The organism is Candidatus Methylomirabilota bacterium (assembly GCA_035315345.1).
In the GTDB taxonomy this organism is placed as follows: domain Bacteria; phylum Methylomirabilota; class Methylomirabilia; order Rokubacteriales; family CSP1-6; genus CAMLFJ01.
On sequence record DATFYA010000145.1, the window covers coordinates 21,703 to 37,919 of the forward strand.

Annotated in this window: 17 protein-coding genes; 8 read left to right on the forward strand and 9 right to left on the reverse strand. The window is 71.1% G+C overall.

The genetic code is table 11. The features are described from left to right. Positions 1 to 48: 48 nt before the first annotated feature. Complete coding sequence (locus tag VKN16_19325) at positions 49 to 1,182, reverse strand: phosphotransferase (GenBank protein HME96361.1); 1,134 nt, start codon at positions 1,180 to 1,182, stop codon at positions 49 to 51. Continuing rightward, positions 1,085 to 3,184, reverse strand: coding sequence for a S9 family peptidase (locus tag VKN16_19330; GenBank protein ID HME96362.1), 2,100 nt, complete (start codon positions 3,182 to 3,184; stop codon positions 1,085 to 1,087). Before VKN16_19330 ends, VKN16_19325 begins: the two co-directional genes overlap by 98 nt. Before the next feature lie 88 nt (positions 3,185 to 3,272). On the opposite strand from VKN16_19330, the gene VKN16_19335 reads away from it, so the two are divergent. Continuing rightward, complete coding sequence (locus tag VKN16_19335; protein HME96363.1) at positions 3,273 to 4,172, forward strand: DNA-formamidopyrimidine glycosylase family protein; 900 nt, start codon at positions 3,273 to 3,275, stop codon at positions 4,170 to 4,172. 19 nt (positions 4,173 to 4,191) lie between these two features. Here the strand turns inward: VKN16_19335 and VKN16_19340 are convergent, their stop codons facing one another. Then, complete coding sequence (locus VKN16_19340; protein HME96364.1) at positions 4,192 to 4,710, reverse strand: hypothetical protein; 519 nt, start codon at positions 4,708 to 4,710, stop codon at positions 4,192 to 4,194. 35 nt (positions 4,711 to 4,745) lie between these two features. Here VKN16_19340 and VKN16_19345 point away from each other — a divergent pair, with 35 nt between their 5' ends. Then, complete coding sequence (locus tag VKN16_19345) at positions 4,746 to 5,333, forward strand: protoglobin family protein (protein HME96365.1); 588 nt, start codon at positions 4,746 to 4,748, stop codon at positions 5,331 to 5,333. Positions 5,334 to 5,344: 11 nt separating this feature from the next. Here the strand turns inward: VKN16_19345 and VKN16_19350 are convergent, their stop codons facing one another. Together VKN16_19350 and VKN16_19355 are read right to left on the reverse strand one after the other, a co-directional pair. Continuing rightward, on the reverse strand, positions 5,345 to 5,599 hold the full coding sequence (locus tag VKN16_19350; GenBank protein ID HME96366.1) for a hypothetical protein: 255 nt from the start codon (positions 5,597 to 5,599) through the stop codon (positions 5,345 to 5,347). Between the two features lie 60 nt (positions 5,600 to 5,659). Beyond that, complete coding sequence (locus VKN16_19355; protein ID HME96367.1) at positions 5,660 to 5,950, reverse strand: hypothetical protein; 291 nt, start codon at positions 5,948 to 5,950, stop codon at positions 5,660 to 5,662. Positions 5,951 to 6,065: 115 nt separating this feature from the next. Here VKN16_19355 and VKN16_19360 point away from each other — a divergent pair, with 115 nt between their 5' ends. From VKN16_19360 to VKN16_19380, 5 genes are read left to right on the forward strand one after another with little or no spacing between them, the layout of a single operon-like run. Further along, positions 6,066 to 7,460 (forward strand): sigma 54-interacting transcriptional regulator, encoded by a 1,395-nt coding sequence (locus VKN16_19360; GenBank protein HME96368.1) that lies wholly within the window; start codon positions 6,066 to 6,068, stop codon positions 7,458 to 7,460. Positions 7,461 to 7,467: 7 nt separating this feature from the next. Beyond that, complete coding sequence (locus VKN16_19365) at positions 7,468 to 9,474, forward strand: VWA domain-containing protein (protein HME96369.1); 2,007 nt, start codon at positions 7,468 to 7,470, stop codon at positions 9,472 to 9,474. 11 nt (positions 9,475 to 9,485) lie between these two features. Then, the gene (locus tag VKN16_19370) at positions 9,486 to 10,124 is read left to right on the forward strand and encodes a histidine phosphatase family protein (protein ID HME96370.1); all 639 of its coding nucleotides are present in this window, start codon (positions 9,486 to 9,488) and stop codon (positions 10,122 to 10,124) included. Further along, positions 10,121 to 10,660 (forward strand): DUF3090 family protein, encoded by a 540-nt coding sequence (locus VKN16_19375; GenBank protein ID HME96371.1) that lies wholly within the window; start codon positions 10,121 to 10,123, stop codon positions 10,658 to 10,660. Before VKN16_19370 ends, VKN16_19375 begins: the two co-directional genes overlap by 4 nt. A 52-nt stretch (positions 10,661 to 10,712) precedes the next feature. Then, positions 10,713 to 11,423, forward strand: coding sequence for an SCO1664 family protein (locus VKN16_19380; protein ID HME96372.1), 711 nt, complete (start codon positions 10,713 to 10,715; stop codon positions 11,421 to 11,423). Positions 11,424 to 11,441: 18 nt separating this feature from the next. On the opposite strand, the gene VKN16_19385 is transcribed toward VKN16_19380, so the two are convergent. The 4 genes from VKN16_19385 to VKN16_19400 form a co-directional block, all read right to left on the reverse strand. Further along, positions 11,442 to 11,699 (reverse strand): hypothetical protein, encoded by a 258-nt coding sequence (locus tag VKN16_19385; protein HME96373.1) that lies wholly within the window; start codon positions 11,697 to 11,699, stop codon positions 11,442 to 11,444. Between the two features lie 185 nt (positions 11,700 to 11,884). Continuing rightward, positions 11,885 to 12,952 (reverse strand): acyl-CoA dehydrogenase family protein, encoded by a 1,068-nt coding sequence (locus VKN16_19390; protein HME96374.1) that lies wholly within the window; start codon positions 12,950 to 12,952, stop codon positions 11,885 to 11,887. Between the two features lie 109 nt (positions 12,953 to 13,061). Further along, positions 13,062 to 13,832 carry a hypothetical protein gene (locus tag VKN16_19395; protein HME96375.1) on the reverse strand — a complete coding sequence of 257 codons (771 nt, stop codon included), beginning with the start codon at positions 13,830 to 13,832 and terminating at the stop codon, positions 13,062 to 13,064. A gap of 103 nt (positions 13,833 to 13,935) precedes the next feature. After that, positions 13,936 to 15,189, reverse strand: coding sequence for an MFS transporter (locus tag VKN16_19400; protein HME96376.1), 1,254 nt, complete (start codon positions 15,187 to 15,189; stop codon positions 13,936 to 13,938). Between the two features lie 136 nt (positions 15,190 to 15,325). Here VKN16_19400 and VKN16_19405 point away from each other — a divergent pair. Beyond that, on the forward strand, positions 15,326 to 16,217 hold an 892-nt coding region (locus VKN16_19405), incomplete at its 3' end, for an ABC transporter substrate-binding protein (GenBank protein ID HME96377.1).

The window sequence follows — 16,217 nt, forward strand, 5'->3', positions numbered from 1 at the left end:
AGGCCTCCGGGGCGAGGGGGTCGGCCGCCGCGTCGAATGGTAGCACGGTCATCCGCGGGCCGGCGGCAGCGTGACCGCCACGCCGGTCACCCGCGTGAACCGCGCGGCCAGCCGCTCCGCGAAGGACGACGTGTCGAGCGCGTTGTCGGAGCCGGCCCGCCGGGCTTCCGCCGCCCGCACGAGCCCGCGCATGCAGCCGGCCGCCTCGTAGTAGGCGAGGCGCGCCGCGTCGAGCGGCCGCGTGCGACGGTAGCGCGCGAGATACCGTGCGGTCATGACCGAGCGCAGCCCGGCCAGGAGCGGACGCAGCGCGGACGGCACCGGGAACAGCTCGATCGGCGTGAGGCGCAGGATGACCAGCGTGGCCGCCACGTCGCATTCGGCATCGGCGACCAGCACGTTCGGCCAGTCCAGCACCGCGCCGACGCGGCCGCCGACGGCGAGGAGGTTCTGCGGGTGGAAGTCGCCGTGGCAGATGACGGATGCCCCGCCGGCCGGCCGGTGGTCGAGCAGCCATCGCAGGCCCGACGACAGGCCGGGGAGCGCGCCCTCGCCGATGCGGCGCTCGAGCGCGGCCAGGTGGGTACCCAAAGCGACCGCGCGCCGGTCGAAGCCGCCGCCGGCCGCGCGGCCCTCGTCGTCGAGGGCGCGGAGCAATATCTCGGCGTCGAGCGCGTGCAGACGCAGGTGCATGTCGGCCAGCGCGGCGCTGACGCCCCACGGCCGGGCCTCGAGGAGCGGGCGCCCGGCCGCGCGCTCCATCACGAGGAAGCCGGCGCCGAGCGGCTCGCGGTCGGCGCGGGCGGCCAGCACGCGGGGCACCGGGTAGCCGAGCCCGGCCAGGGCGTTCTGGATGGCGCGCTCCCTCAGCGCCCGCTCCGGATCCTGCGCCGGGCTCAACACGCGCAGGACGAGCGGGCCGGACCATGCCGCGGGCGCGCCGCGCAGACGGAAGCCGAAGATCCGAGTGTCGTAGCCGCCGCTGATCGCGGTCGGCGGCTCCGCGTAGTCGAGGGTCGCCGCGGGCAGGGCCGAGCGGAGGTAGTCGAGAAGGGCGGGAGCGAGCGCCGCGGTGGGGATCTTCTCAGTCGCCCGCGGCGGACAGGTCGGGCGGCGCGGGCAGGAGCCCCGGCCGCAGGAAGGCGGACAGGTGCGTGAGGACGAAGGCGTAGTCGAAGGCAATCTCGCGGAGATAGTCGTAGCGGCCCGAGGACCCGCCGTGTCCGGCCTCCATGTTGACCTTGAAGAGGGGCGGCACCGCCGCGCTCCCGATCGCGCGCAGACGGGCCACGTACTTGGCCGGCTCCCAGTACATCACCTGGCTGTCGTTGAGCGAGGTCTTCACGAGCAGCGCGGGATACGGGCGCGCGGCCAGGTTCGTGTACGGGCAGTACGTCCTCATGTAGTCGTACTGCTCGCGGATCTTGGGATTGCCCCACTCCTCGAACTCGCCCACCGTCAGCGGCAGTGACTCGTCCAGCATGGTGTTGATGACGTCCACGAAGGGGACCCGGAGGATCGCCGCGCTCGCGCAGTCGGGACGCAGATTGAGCACCGCCCCGATCAGGAGGCCGCCCGCGCTGCCGCCCTCGATGATCAGCCGGTCGGCGGCGGTGTAGCGGCTCTGCGCGAGGAAGTCGGCCGCGGCCACGAAATCGGTGAACGTGTTGCGCTTGTGCATCATGCGGCCGTCGTCGTGCCACCGCTTGCCCATCTCCCCGCCGCCGCGGATGTGGGCGATCGCCACCGTCACCCCGCGGTCGAGCAGGCTCAGCCGGTTCGAGGAGAAGCCGGCCGGATACGGGAAGCCGTACGCCCCGTAGCCGGCCAGCAGCATCGGGCTCGATCCGTCGGAGGAGATCTCGGCGCGGCGCACCAGCGAGATCGGAACGCGCGTGCCGTCGGCGGCGACCGCGTGGATGCGCTCCGAGCGGTATTGCCCCGGGTCGTAGCCGCCGAGCACCGGGGCCTGCTTGAGGAGCAGCAGCCGGCGTTCCGCGATCTCGTAGTCGAACACCGAGGCCGGCGTGATCAGCGACTGGTAGCGCAGGCGGTAGGCTCCGGTCTCGAACTCGGCGTTGGCGTCGGCGTCGAGCTCGTAGGTGGGCTCGGGGAACTCCACGTGATGATGGCCGCCCGCGCGGGCCTCGGTGATGCGCAGCCGGATGAGCCCGTCCTCGCGCTCCTGGACGACGTAGTGATCGGCGAAGACTTCCACCTCCTCCAGCATCACGTCGTCGCGATGGGCGATCAGCTCGCGCCAGCGCCCGGGGTGCGTATCGTCCACCGGGGTGACCACCAGGCGGAAGTTCCGGCGGCCGCCGCCGTTGGTGCGGATGTAGAAGACGTCGCCGTCCGGCCCGCGGCCGTGGTCCACCTGGTACTCGTGGTCCCGCTCGCGCGGCAGGATCGTGCGCCACGCCGCCGCGGGATCGTCGGCCGGGCAGAAGCGCACCTCGGTGCTGGTGAAGCTGCCGGAGATCACGAACAGGTAGGCGAGGCTCCGCGACCGGCCCACGTGCAGCCGGAAGAGCGCATCCGTCTCCTCCAGGAGGAGATCGGCCACCGCGACCCCGAGCCGGTGGCGGTGCAGCTGGTACGGCCGCTTGGCCTCGTCCTCGGTCACGTAGAAGAGCGTCTGGTTGTCCGCGGCCCACGCCAGCGCGCTCACCTTCTCGACCCGGTCGGACAGCAGCGCGCCGGTCTCGAGGTCCTTCACGTGGAGCGTGAACTCGCGGAAGCCGGTCACGTCGGTGGTGTAGGCGAGCCGCCGGCCGTCGTCGCTCACCGCGGCCGCGCCCAGCGCCAGGAACGGGTGGCCCTCGGCGAGCCGGTTGAGGTCGAGCATCACCTGCTCCGGCGCCTCCAGGCTCCCGGCCTTGCGACACAGGATCGGATACTGCTTGCCCTTCTCGGTACGCGAATAGTAGAAGAACCCGCGGCGCCGGTAGGGGACGGTCTGGTCGTCCTCCTTGATGCGCGCCAGCATCTCCGCGTAGAGGGTCTCCTGGAAGGCCTCGGTCGGCTTCATCACCGCGTCGGTGTAGGCATTTTCCGCGGTGAGGTACGCGGTCACCTCGGGGTCGTCCTTCTCGCGCATCCAGAAGTAGTCGTCCTCCCGCACGTCGCCGTGGACGGTGTCGACCTTCGGCACCCGCTTGGCGACCGGAGGGCTGGGCCACATGCCCCGCACCGTACCACAGCGGGTGCTCCTCCGGACCGCGCGCTGGCTGCGCCGCGGGAGGGCCGGGTACACTGACGGCTCGACCCCCATGCCCGAGCTTCCCGACGTCACCGTCTATCTGGAGGCCCTCCACGGGCGCATCCTCGGCGCGCGGCTCCTCGGCCTGCGGCTCGCCAATCCCTTCGTGTTGCGCTCGGTGGATCCTGCACCCGCCGAGGTCGCCAGCCGCACCGTCACGCGCCTGCGGCGCCTCGGCAAGCGCCTCGTGATCGTGCTCGAAGGCGATCACTTCGTGGTGATCCACCTGATGATCGCGGGCCGGCTCCACTGGAAGGAATCGGGCGCGCGGGTGCCCGGCAAGATCGGCCTGGCCGCGTTCGACTTCTCGACCGGCACCCTGACCCTCACCGAGGCGGGATCGAAGCGCCGCGCCGCCATCCACCTGGTGCGGGGCGAGGCCGCGCTGGCCGAGCACGATCCGGGCGGGATCGAGCCGCTCGACGCCGACGTGGCGGCCTTCGGCGCGGCGCTCACCGCCGAGTCCCACACCCTCAAGCGCGCGCTGACCGATCCGCGCATCCTGAGCGGGGTGGGCAACGCCTACTCCGACGAGATCCTGCACCGCGCGCGCCTCTCCCCGGTGCGGATGACGCGTGCGTTGACCGAGGAGGAGATCGCCCGGCTCCTGGACGCGACGAAGGCCACGCTCCGCCACTGGATCGATCGGCTGCGGCAGGATGCGGGCGGCGAGTTCCCGGAGGGCGTCACCGCCTTCCGCCCCGACATGGCGGTGCACGGCCGCTACGGCAAGCCCTGCCCCGACTGCGGCGCGCCGGTGCAGCGCATCGTGCACGCGGAGAACGAGACCAACTACTGCGCGCGCTGCCAGACCGGCGGCCGCCTCCTGGCCGACCGTGCCCTTTCGCGGCTCCTGCGTCAGGACTGGCCGCGCACGCTCGAGGAGATGGAGGAGCGACGGCGCCGTTGACCGCCGCGGCGGGAGCGGCTCAGCGGGGAGGTGTCAGCGGGCCGCCGACCAGGATGTCGGCCGGCGGAATGCCCTGGAGCGTGACGCGTACCCGCCACGGAGCCGGCCCGGCCTGGGAGAGTGGGAACGAGGCGATGTTCGACGCGATGTCGGCGGAGCCTCCGCCGCCCACCACACCGCCGGTGGAGACGCCGACGCCCGTGCCGACCCCGCTGCCGCCCCCGCCGCTGAACCCCCCGATGCCGAAGCTGAGCCCGACGGGGCTTCCGCCGCTGTAGGGGGCCGGCGTGTACTCGATGGTCTGCGCCTCCAGCACGCCGCCGTCGGGCGTGACGATCTGCGCCCGCTCGAGCCGGCGGCCGCCGCCGTCGATCTCCACGCGCAGCCGGTCACCCACGATCGTGTAGGCCGCCGAGACCGTGGCGCCGGGCGGCTGGACCTCCGGCTTGTACGGCAGGCCCGATGACGCGGACGAGCAGGCCCCGACCGCCGCGGCCAACGCCGCGGCCAGCATCACCGACGCGATCCGGGCGCGCATGGGCGGTATTATCGCACGCGGACAGGAGGGTGCCCATGAGCGCCAATGACGATCCGCGCGTGCCCCCGGGAGCGGACATGGAGGGATATCTGCGCGAGCTGGCCGACTTCGTCGGCTTCGGCGACGGCGACGCCGCGGCGATCCGCGCCAGCGCGCCCGCGGTTCTCGAGAATGAGCAGGCCTTGACCACCGCGCTCTACGACCACTTCCTTCGCTTCCCGGCGACCGCGCGCTTCTTCCTCGGGCCCGACGGGGCTCCCGATCGCGCCCGCATCGATCGCCGCAAGCACAGCCTCGCGCGGTGGCTCCGGGAGACCGCCCAGGCCGCGCTCACCCACGAATACGCGTACTACCTGCTCTCGATGGGCATCGCCCACAGCCACCGCGACTACGGCCCGGGCGGCCGCATCCCGCCGCAGTTCATGGTGGCCGCGATGAGCCTGACCCAGACCGCGCTCGCCGCGATCTTTCGCGACGAGATGGGCGATCCGGCGCGGGCGCTGGCCGCGTCGGTGGCGTGGAACAAGCTGCTGCTGCTCAACCTCAACGCGCTGCTCGTCGGCTACCTGCTGCCTCCGCGGACATCGCCCCGAGAGCCCGCCGGCCCCCGGAGCGCGTCCTGACGGTAGGCGGTCTACTTCGCCTTGTGGGTCAGCGTGATGCTCATGGCCTTGGCCGCCTCCTCGTACTTGGCGACCGAGGCGTCGTGCTGGCCGGCCTTGTGCAGCGCCGCACCTTCGGCGGCCAGCATCTTGGCCTTGTAGGCCGCATCGTCCAGCCGATCCTCGGCGGCGGCCATCACCTGGCGGTGTAGCAGTGGGCACTCGTGGGCGAGCGCGGGCGTCACGGTAAAGGCCAGAACGGCGATCGACATCAGCACGGTCTTCATGGGTCGGCTCTCCTCGCAATGAATGGTGGGCGGCCAGCGACGGGAACGGAGCGCGAGACGTCAGACGCGAGGAGGCGCGCGATCGGTGGGAGTGACGGCGATCGAGCCGGAGGAAACCGCATCGTCGGCCACGAGCTGCCGCCATCGCCGAGACGGCCGCGGGGCGAGCGGATCGATACGGGCGCCGACCGCCTCGTCTGCCGGTCGGTCGAGCCCGGCGTCGCCGTCCAGCTCGGGCGCGGGGATCCAGACGTCGTCGGATACGATGCCCACCGCCAGCGAAACGAGCAGGGCGAGCAGCATGACCGGCGTGAGCCGGCTCCACCGCGCCGCGCACGCACGGCTGAGCATGACCGCATCGTGGGCGTGGCCATCGCGCAAGTCAAGCCGTCGCGCGGCGGCGCGTCGGATTGACAGCGGGCGGGGGCCGCCGCATAGTGAGCCCACGACAGCGAAGGGAGCCCTCATGGCGAAGCCGAGCACGATACGGGAGCTGCGCGACAGCGGATACGCGCCGCGGACGGTCAAGCAGGAGCTGCGCGACAACCTGATCGCCCGGATCCGCCGCGGCGAGGGACTGTTCACCGGTATCGTGGGCTACGAGCAGACCGTCGTGCCCCAGATCGAGAACGCGGTGCTGAGCGGCCAGGACATCGTGTTCCTGGGCGAGCGCGGCCAGGCCAAGACTCGCATGGCGCGGCTGCTCGTCGGTCTCCTGGACGAGGAGATGCCCGCGCTGGCCGGCTGCGAGATCAGCGACGAGCCGTTCGCGCCGATCTGCTCGGCGTGCCGCCAGCGGGTGGCCGAGCAGGGCGATCGCGCGCCGATCGCCTGGATCCCGCGCGACCGGCGCTACGGCGAGAAGCTGGCCACCCCCGACATCACCATCGCCGACCTCATCGGCGAGGTGGATCCGATCAAGGTCGCGGAGGGCCGCTATCTCGCCGACGAGCTGACGATCCACTACGGGCTCCTGCCCCGTACCAATCGCGGCATCTTCGCGCTCAACGAGCTGCCCGACCTGGCCGAGCGCATCCAGGTCGGCCTGCTCAACATCATGGAAGAGCGCGACGTGCAGATCCGCGGCTACAAGGTGCGGCTGCCCATCGACCTCTACGTGGTGGCCAGCGCGAACCCGGAGGACTACACCAACCGCGGCCGCATCATCACCCCGCTCAAGGACCGCTTCGGCTCGCAGATCCGCACCCACTATCCGCGCCGGGTCGACGACGAGATCGCGATCATGGAGGCGGAGCGGACCAGCTACGCCGACGCCGGTCTCGAGACGAAGAGCCCCGAGTTCATGAAGCAGCTGGTGGCCGAGGTCACCCACCTGGCCCGCCGCTCGCCCGAGATCAGTCAGCGCTCCGGGGTCTCGGTGCGCGTGACCATCTGCAACTACGAGAACCTCCTGTCGAGCGCGCTCAAGCGCGCCCTCCGGCTCGGGGAAGCGGTGGCGGTGCCGCGGGTGAGCGACCTGGGCGCGATCAGCGCGTCCACCGGGGGCAAGATCGAGCTGGAGAGCCTGGGCGAGTCCACCGAGGACAAGGTGCTCGCCAAGATCATGCAGCGCGCGCTGCTGAACGTGTTCAACCGCAGCTTCGGCTCGGGCGAGCTCGACGAGGTGGTGGGCGCCTTCCAGGACGGGCTCAAGATCGAGGTCTCCGACACCATGCCCTCCGAGTCGTACCTGCGTCATCTCGGCCAGGTGCGTCCCCTGCAGGCGGCGGTGCGCAAGCTCGGCGCGCAGGACCCGGCCACGGTGGCCGCGGCGGTCGAGTTCGTCCTGGAAGGCCTGCACCTCAGCAAGAAGCTGAACAAGGACGTGCAGGCCGGGCAGGCGCGCTACCGGGTCGCGTGAGGCGCTAGTGGCCCCGACCTGGTATTCGCGCTGGGACGGCTCCCAGCGCATCGACGATCTCGACGCCGACCAGTTGCTCGACGCGATGTCCGACGATCTCCTGTCGGACGGCGATCCGTGGAGCGCGCTGCGGCGGCTCTTCCAGCGCGGCGCCCGCAACCCGGACGGGGCGAACCTGCCCGGGCTCCAGGATCTGCTCAACCGCCTGCGGCGACAGCGTCAGCAGCAGCTCGACCGCTACGACCTCTCGTCGGTGCTCGACGACATCAAGCAGAAGCTCGACGCCATCCTGAAGACCGAGCGGGAGGGCATCGACCGGCGGGTCGCCGACGCCCGCGAGCGGGCCCAGAAGGGCGAGGCCCCCGAGTCGTTTCGCGAGGCGATGGAGAAGGCCGCCGCCGAGCACCGCAAGACGCTCGACGAGATGCCGGAGTCGCCGGCCGGGCGCATCCAGGGGCTGCAGAACTACGAGTTCATGGATCCCGATGCGCATCGTCTGTTCTGGGAGCTGATGAAGGGCCTGCAGCAGCAGATGCTGCAGCCGTTCCTCTCGAACATGCAGAAGGCGCTCGGCAACATGACTCCCCAGGACCTCGAGCGCCTGCGCGAGATGCTGCGCGACCTCAACCGCATGCTCCAGGACCGCGCGGAGGGACGCGAGCCGGACTTCGACGCGTTCAAGCAGAAGTGGGGCGACCACTTCCCGGGCGCGGAGAGCCTGGACGATCTCATGGAGCAGATCGCCCGGCAGGCCGGGCAGATGCAGTCGCTGCTGTCGAGCATGTCGGGCGGCCAGCGCCGTCAGCTCCAGGAGATGATGCAGTCGCTGTTCATGCAGGACGAGCGGCTCGAGGCGGAGCTGCGGCAGCTCGGCATGAACCTCTCCCAGCTCATGCCGCCTCCCGACGGCCGCCGCTACAACTTCCGGGGCGACGACGACCTCACCATGAAGCAGGCCATGGAGCTGATGGACGAGCTCCGGCAGCTCGACGACCTGGAGCGGCAGATCCAGAAGGTGCGTGATCCCAACGACCTCGAGAAGATCGACCCGCAGCAGGTCGAGGAGCTCCTGGGCGAGGAGGCCAAGCGCGACCTGGAGCGGCTCCGGGAGATGACCCGCAAGCTGGAAGAGGCCGGCTACCTGGAGCGAAAGGGCGATCGGCTGGAGCTGACCGCGCGGGCCATCCGCAAGATCGGCGACAAGGCCCTCCGCGACATCTTCGGCCACCTCAAGCGCGACCGCTTCGGCGGCCACGCGATCGAGCGCCGCGGCGCGGGCGGGGACCGCACCGACCAGTCGAAGCCCTACGAGTTCGGCGACCCGTTCCTGCTCGAATTGCGCGAGACCCTGATGAACGCGGTGGAGCGCCAGGGGGCGGGCGTGCCGGTCCGGCTCGCTCCCGACGACTTCGAGGTCGCGCGCACCGAGACCCAGACCCAGGCCGCCACCGTGCTCATGCTGGACATGAGCCGGTCCATGATCTTCAACGGCTGCTTCCTGCCCGCCAAGAAGGTCGCGATGGCCCTGAACGCCCTCATCCGCGGTCAGTTCCCGCGCGACAGCCTCTACATCGTGGGCTTCTCGCTGTACGCCCGCGAGTTCACCGCGGCCCAGCTGCCCCATCTGGCCCCCGGCGAGTGGAGCGTGGGCACCAACATGCACGCGGGCTTCCTGCTCGCGCGCCAGCTGCTGGCCCGGCACAAGGGCGGCAACAAGCAGGTCATCATGATCACCGACGGCGAGCCCACCGCGCACATGGAGGGCACCGAGCCCGAGTTCGCCTATCCCCCGACCCGCCGCACGCTGCAGGAGACGCTCAAGGAAGTGCAGCGCTGCACGCGGGACGGCATCACCATCAACACCTTCATGCTCGAGCAGAGCCACGCCCTCGCCGCCTTCGTCGAGCAGATGACCCGCATCAATCGCGGCCGCGCCTTCTTCGCGACCTCCGACCGCCTGGGCGAGTACGTGCTGATGGACTTCGTCCGCACCAAGCGCCGGGCCGCCTCCTAGCCGTCTCCTCGATGGCCGAAGCCGCGTCGGTCGTCCTGCTCGTGCGCCACGGGCTGACGCCCACCACCGGGATCAAGCTCCCCGGTCGCGCTCCCGGCCTGCACCTCTCCGACGAGGGCCGGCGCCAGGCCGACCTGGCCGCCGAGCGCATCGGCAAGCTTCCGAAAGTGGCGGCGGTCTACTGCTCCCCGATCACCCGCGCCCGCGAGACCGCCCAGCCCATCGCACGGGCGGTGAAGCGCGCGCTCCGCATCGAGCGGGACCTGGCCGACCTCGATATCGGGGAGTGGACCGGCCTGAGCCTCAAGCAGGCGGCCCGCCGGCCGGAGTGGGAGACGGTGCAGCGCAACCCGAGCAGCTTTCGCTTCCCCGGGGGCGAGTCGTTTCCCGAGATGCAGGCCCGCATGACCTCGGCGCTCGGCAAGATCGTGGCCCGCCACTCCGGGCAACTGGTGGTGGCGGTCTCGCACGCCGATCCCATCAAGGCGGCGGTCGCCCAGGCCCTCGGCACCCCGCTCGACCTGTTCCAGCGCATCATGATCGCGCCGGCGTCCGTCACGGTGGTGTCCTATCGCCGCGGCGGCCCCGCGGTCCTCACCGTCAACTCCCTCACCGGCGACCTCGCCTGGCTCGGGGACGGCAAGGCATGACCGACAATCCGTCGTTCGAGATCGACTCGCCCGATCACTTCACCGCCGGCGCGGTGGGGCCCCCCGGCCAGCGCGTGTTCTACCTGCAATCGCGGCAGGGCGGCCGCCTCGTCACCTTGAAGGTCGAGAAGGAGCACGTGCGCGCGCTGGGCGAGTACCTCACCGGCCTGCTCGCCCGCGTGAAGGGCGCGCCGTCGCCCGCGCGAGGCAGCATCGAGCTGCTCGAGCCGGTGGAGGCGGTGTGGGACGTGGGCTCGCTCGCGGTGGGGTACGACGAGGCCCAGGACCGGGTGGTGGTCGAGGCCAGCGAGCTGCAGGAAGAGGCCGAGGAGGACGCCGGGGAAGCGACGGCCGAGGAGAGCGGCCCCCAGCCCGCGATGGCGCGCTTCCGCATCACCCGGGGCCAGGCCGCCGCGTTCGTCGAGCGCGCGAACGACCTGATGAAGGCCGGCCGGCCGAGCTGTCCCGTGTGCAGCCGACCCATGGATCCGGAGGGCCACGTGTGCCCCCGCTCCAACGGCCACGTCCAGCACTGAGCCGGCTGATGAACGATCAGCCCGCGGCCGGCTTCTCGGGCAGCTAGAACCGATGGGGGGGCGAGCGGACCCGGCCGTCGCCCTCGACCTGCTGGCCCGGGGCGAGGTGGCGCTCAAGGGACGGATGCCCCGCAGCAGCAACGCCACCTTCCTGGTCGAGGTCGATCTCGAGGGCACCACCGCGCTGGCCGTCTACAAGCCGGAGCGCGGGGAGCGCCCGCTCTGGGACTTTCCCCCCGGCCTCTATCGTCGGGAGATCGCCGCGTACCTGCTCTCGGAGGCGCTCGGGTGGGGTATCGTCCCGCCGACCGCGCCGCGTGACGGCCCGCTCGGCGAGGGCTCGCTCCAGCTCTTCGTGCACGCCGACTTCCGTCAGCACTACTTCACGTTGCTCGAGCAGGTCGAGCACCGCGAGGCGCTGCGGCGCATCTGCCTCTTCGATCTGGTCGTCAACAACGCCGACCGCAAGAGCGGCCACTGTCTCTGGGTGCCCGAGGACCGCATCTACGCGATCGACCACGGGCTCACCTTCCACGCGGAATCGAAGCTTCGAACGGTGATCTGGGACTTCGGGGAGGAGCCGATCGCGCCCGCGCTGCTCGAGGACGTGCGTCGCGTGCTCGACGCGCTGCCGCGGGCGCTCGTGGACCTGCTCGACCCGGAGGAGGTGCGCGGCCTCAAGCGCCGCGCGCGCGGGCTGCTCCGCGCGGGCCACTTCCCGGTCGACCACGGCGGCCTCCGTTACCCCTGGCCGCTGATCTGATCGCCGCGATCCGACCGGTCAGTGTCCCCGGCGATGACGATTCGAATCGCCGTGGATCACGTCGCACCACCGGCGGTTCTCGTCGCCGCCGGCCTCCGCGCTACCGGTGAGCATGGCGTCGGACATCACCCGGGCGTCGTCCACACCCTCGCGAAGCGGCATGTGGACGTTGCACCACTGGACTTCCAGGATCTCGTGCAGGGTGTCGGCGTCAGGCTCGCAGGCGGGACAGTAGGCGCGGGCTACGCGGGGGGTTTCGGCCGGAATGTCGTTCATGGCAGGCCACCACGGCGGGTACCGGGAGGACTTCGTCGCGAGTGTCGAGCGATGGCAACCTCCTGTTCGACGGAGCGAACCGGGCTCGAGGCTCACGTTCATTCTACACAGGGCAATATTTCGCTCCTAATTCTGCGGGGACGCCGGACGGCGCAGCGCGGCGGGCCGGCGCGGGACCGCCGGGGCTATAGAAAGGTCTGGTCGGGCGGAAGCCCGAGGAGGTAGCGGCCGACCGTCTCGAGGTGGGCCTGGCGGCCCTGCAGCTGCTGGGTCACGGTGTGCAGGTCGCGGAACCGCCGCTCGAAGGCGCTGCTGGTGAAGATGGCGCTGGATCCTGCCGCGTGGTGCACGGTGTCCACCACCTGCTTGGCCTGGTGAATGCCGTACGTGGAGGCCAGGCGGATCTGCACGCGCTGCTCCAGGCTGAGCGGCTGTCCCGACCGGCTGACCTCGCCCCAGATCCGCGCCAGCGCGTCGTGCAGGAACACGCGGGCCGCGCCGAGCTTGGCCTCGGCCTCCGCGACCTGGAACTGAACCAGTGCGCTGTCCCGCACCAGATGCTTCGAGGAGCGCGGCTCCTTGTCGCGCGCCAGGGCGATGAAGGCGTCGAGGCTGCTGCGCGCGAGGCCCATCGCCACGCCGGAGAAGCCGGCCGCGTACAGGCTGCCGGACGGGAAGCAGTAGAGCGGCGCGGGATGGCGGCGCTCCGCCGGGTCGTCTCGCGAGACGGTATGCTCGTGCGGGACAAAGACGTCGGTGACCGTGAACGCGTCGCTCGCCGTCCCGCGCAGACCGGTGACGTGCCAGACGTCGACGATGGTGGCCTGCGCGGCCGGGAAGAGCATGGTCCGCCCGTCGGCGGCGCCGTCCGGGCGGCGGCGAGTCTTGCCGTCGGGCTCCTGGATGGGGCAGTAGCCGCCGAGCCAGGTGGCGTGCCGGCAGCCGCTGGCGAAGCTCCAGGTGCCGTTGATGCGATAGCCGCCGTCCACCGCCACCGCGCGCGCGTCGTTGCTCGGCCCCCAGGCCAGCACCGCGCGCGGCGGCGCGAAGATCTCGCGGGCGGCCTCGGGGGGCAGGTACGCGGCGGTCATGGAACAGCCCGCGGCCTGACAGAGGCACCAGGCGGTGCTGCCGTCGTGCCCGGCGATCTCCTCGATGACCTGGACGAAGGTCGGCGGATCGACCTCGCCGCCGTCCAGGAACCGGGGCAGCAGCAGACGGAACAGGGAGGCGTCGAAGAGGCCCTGCAGCACCGGCTCGGGCAGCCGGCGCTCCTGCTCGATGCGGTCGCTCAGGTCGTCGAGCAGCGGGGCGAGCGCGCGGGCCCGCTCGAGGGGCCCGCGCGCATCGGTCGGGTCCGTCTCAGTCCACCCCGAAGTCGTAGATCTTGCCCGAGCCGGCGCCGAAGCCGGTGGCGAGGATGAAGCCGTACTCGCCGGGCGGCAGCGGCTTCGACGGGCTCACCCGGTAGAAGCCCCGGGCGTCGCGCTCGATGTTGAGGTCGATCTTGTCCTCGTTCCGGACCCCCATCTTCTGGGTTCCCCCGAAGGGATGGAACGCGCCGCCACCGATCTTGAGGTTGCGATCGTTGTGGTCGTCACCCGGCTTCAGCTTCACCAGCGGGGCGTCCGTGGTGGAGTACGTGCTGAGGAACACCGGCTGCTTCTCGGTGATGCGGAACTTCGCCTTGCGCCCCTCCAGCACCACCTCGCTCTTGCTCTGGAAGAACGCCATGTTGGTCTCGAGGTTCGCCGAGGTGGGGAACATCTCCACGTACTTCTCGCCGACCAGCTGGTAGATCACGTCCTGGTTCTTGAGCGATCCCGCCGCCATCGCGGCCGCGGGCGGCGCGGGCATCGCGGTGGTCGAGGAGCCCTGCCCCGCGGCCACCATCGCCTCCAGGACCTTGTCGGAGACGCCGTCCCGCTTCAGCTTCACCAGCGAGTCGGTCTTCAAGTCGAAGTTGGTCGCGGTCGACTTGATCTTGGCGATGACCACCGGCTCGGGCAGGCCCGCCTTGATCATCTGCACCACCGAGTCGTTGGTGAGCACTTCCTGGGCGAGCGAGGTGGTCCCGGGCAGCGCGAGGCCGACGGCGGCCACCAGGACCAGCACGAGTACGACACGCATCATCTTTCGATCCCTCCTGGGCGACGGAATACGGGCCGAGACCCGCCGGGACCATCCCGGCGACCGGGCGCTCGGGCCACAAACCTAGGGTACTTCGTAAGTCCGGTCAATATGTCGTCGGACGTGCGCCCCGGGCCAGGGGCCACGCCGCCGGCAACATGGCCAGGAGCGCGGCCGTCCCGTTGACCGCCATCGCCGCCGGCACGCCGATCCCGCCCGAGAGAAAGCCGATCCAGAGCGTGCCCGCCGGCTGGGTCCCGATGCAGGCCGAGAGGATGCCCATGGCCCGCCCGCGGCTGGCCTCGGGGGCGGCGAGCAGCACCAGCGTGCTCTGCATGGCCGCGAAGCCGGACTCGCAGGCGCCGATCACCACCAGCAGAGGCAGGCAGGCCCACGGCCAGCGCAGGGTGGTGAACGCCAGCAGGAGGAACGGGGCAACCAGCACCGACAGGGCGAAGAGCCGCCCGTGCGGCAGGAAGCCGCGCCGCGAGGCGATGGCCAGGGCGCCGAGCAGCGCGCCCAGGCCGTCGGCGGCGATCAGGGCGCCCAGCCATTCGGGACCGACCCGCAGCACGTCGCGCGCGAACACCGGTAGCATGTGCTGGTACGGAAAGAACAGCACGTTCATCAGGATGGTGACCACGAGGACGGCGCGCATCGTCGGCTCGCGCCACGCCTCCCGGAAGCCGGCGCCGAGGCTCGCGGTCATCGAGGTCGTGTCGCGCGGACCGGGCCCGCCGATGCGGGCTGGCAGCCCGATGAAGGCGAGCAGCCCCAGCGCGTACAGCACCGCGATGGCCAGATAGCACGGGGCGGGCCCGACGCGGGCGAGGCCGATGCCGGCCGCCACCGGCCCGATCATCTTGGCCACCTGCATGGAGACCGTCTCCAGCGACACCGCGGTGGCGACGCGGCGCGAGCCCACCAGGGCATAGAGCGCGGTGCGCCGCGCCGGGAAGTCGATCGCCCAGAGCGCGCCGAACAGCGCCTCGAGGCCGACCAGCGGCCAGAATCCGCCGCGGCCCATCGCGAAGACGGCGGCGAGCGCCAGCGCGGCCGCCAGTCCGAGGGCCTGGGTGAAGACCAGCACGCGGCCGCGGTGCAGGCGATCGGCCAGGATGCCGGTGAACGGACCGAGCACCATCAGCGGCGCCGAGCGGGCGAAGGCGGCCAGGCCCACCATGAAGGGCGAGTCGGTCAGCTGGAACGCGAGCCAGCCGAGCAGGACCAGGTCCATCCAGCGGGCGGCGTTGACGCAGAGGCCGGAGCACCAGAGGCGGCGATAGGCGCGTTCGCGCAGGATGGAGGCGAAGGCGGACGGGACGGCCAGGGCCGCCGTCGGGGGAGCGACGCGACTCACCCGCGCAGGAATATCACGGATGGGGGCGGCCGCGTGAACTTCCGGCCGCGCGCTCGGTTGACAGCTGGAGCGATTTCGGGATAATCGGCCGCACCTTTCCCGATCCGGACCCTTCTCGCTCGAAGGAGGCGTGTCCATGACCTCGCGCGCTCTCGTCCTGATCCTGGTGGCGGCCCTCGTCCTCGTGTTTCCCGCGGCGCTCCTCGCCGCGCCCGAGGGTCAGATCACCTATGCGGTGCACGTTTCCCTGGCTCCGACCTGGTTCGATCCGGGCGAGACGCCGGGCATGATCACGCCGTACATGGTCCTCTACGCGCTGCACGACGCGCTGGTGAAGCCGATGCCCGGCCAGCCGCGCGCGCCGAGCCTGGCCGAGTCGTGGTCGGTCTCCAAGGACGGGCTCGTCTACGAGTTCACGCTTCGCAAGGGCGCGCGCTTCCACAACGGCGACCCGGTGACGTCGGACGACGTGAAGTTCTCGCTGGAGCGCTACCGCGGCACCGCGATGAAGCTCATGAAGGAGCGCGTGGCCGCGGTCGAAACCCCGGATCCCGCGCACGTGCGCATCCGGCTCAAGCAGCCGTGGCCCGACTTCCTCACCTTCTATACCAACGCCACCGGCGCGGGCTGGATCGTGCCGCGCAAGTACGTGGAGAAGGTGGGCGACGAGGGTTTCAAGAAGGCCCCGGTCGGCGCGGGCCCCTACAAGTTCGTCTCCTTCACGCCGGGCGTCGAGCTGGTGTTCGAGGCCTTCGACGGCTACTGGCGCAAGACGCCCGCTGTGAAGCGGCTGGTCCTGAAGGTGGTGCCCGAGGAATCGACTCGGCTGGCGGCGCTGAAGCGCGGCGAGGTCGACATCGCCTACTTCCTGAACGGGCCGATCGCCGAGGACGTGCGCAAGACGCCGGGTCTCAAGCTCATGGCGGCGAGGACCAATACCATCTTCTTCCTCGACTTCGTCGAGCAGTGGGAGCCGAAGTCCCCGTGGCACGACCAGCGCGTGCGCCTCGCCGCGAGCCTCGCCATCG

Coding starts and splice junctions, on each gene's coding strand:
- VKN16_19355 (HME96367.1), bottom strand. CDS start 5,950: ATGCTCAGCCGTGCGTGCGCGGCGCGGTGGAGCCGGCTCACGCCGGTC.
- VKN16_19330 (HME96362.1), bottom strand. CDS start 3,184: ATGTGGCCCAGCCCTCCGGTCGCCAAGCGGGTGCCGAAGGTCGACACC.
- VKN16_19335 (HME96363.1), top strand. CDS start 3,273: ATGCCCGAGCTTCCCGACGTCACCGTCTATCTGGAGGCCCTCCACGGG.
- VKN16_19350 (HME96366.1), bottom strand. CDS start 5,599: ATGAAGACCGTGCTGATGTCGATCGCCGTTCTGGCCTTTACCGTGACG.
- VKN16_19345 (HME96365.1), top strand. CDS start 4,746: ATGAGCGCCAATGACGATCCGCGCGTGCCCCCGGGAGCGGACATGGAG.
- VKN16_19395 (HME96375.1), bottom strand. CDS start 13,832: ATGATGCGTGTCGTACTCGTGCTGGTCCTGGTGGCCGCCGTCGGCCTC.
- VKN16_19360 (HME96368.1), top strand. CDS start 6,066: ATGGCGAAGCCGAGCACGATACGGGAGCTGCGCGACAGCGGATACGCG.
- VKN16_19385 (HME96373.1), bottom strand. CDS start 11,699: ATGAACGACATTCCGGCCGAAACCCCCCGCGTAGCCCGCGCCTACTGT.
- VKN16_19380 (HME96372.1), top strand. CDS start 10,713: ATGGGGGGGCGAGCGGACCCGGCCGTCGCCCTCGACCTGCTGGCCCGG.
- VKN16_19370 (HME96370.1), top strand. CDS start 9,486: ATGGCCGAAGCCGCGTCGGTCGTCCTGCTCGTGCGCCACGGGCTGACG.
- VKN16_19375 (HME96371.1), top strand. CDS start 10,121: ATGACCGACAATCCGTCGTTCGAGATCGACTCGCCCGATCACTTCACC.
- VKN16_19340 (HME96364.1), bottom strand. CDS start 4,710: ATGCGCGCCCGGATCGCGTCGGTGATGCTGGCCGCGGCGTTGGCCGCG.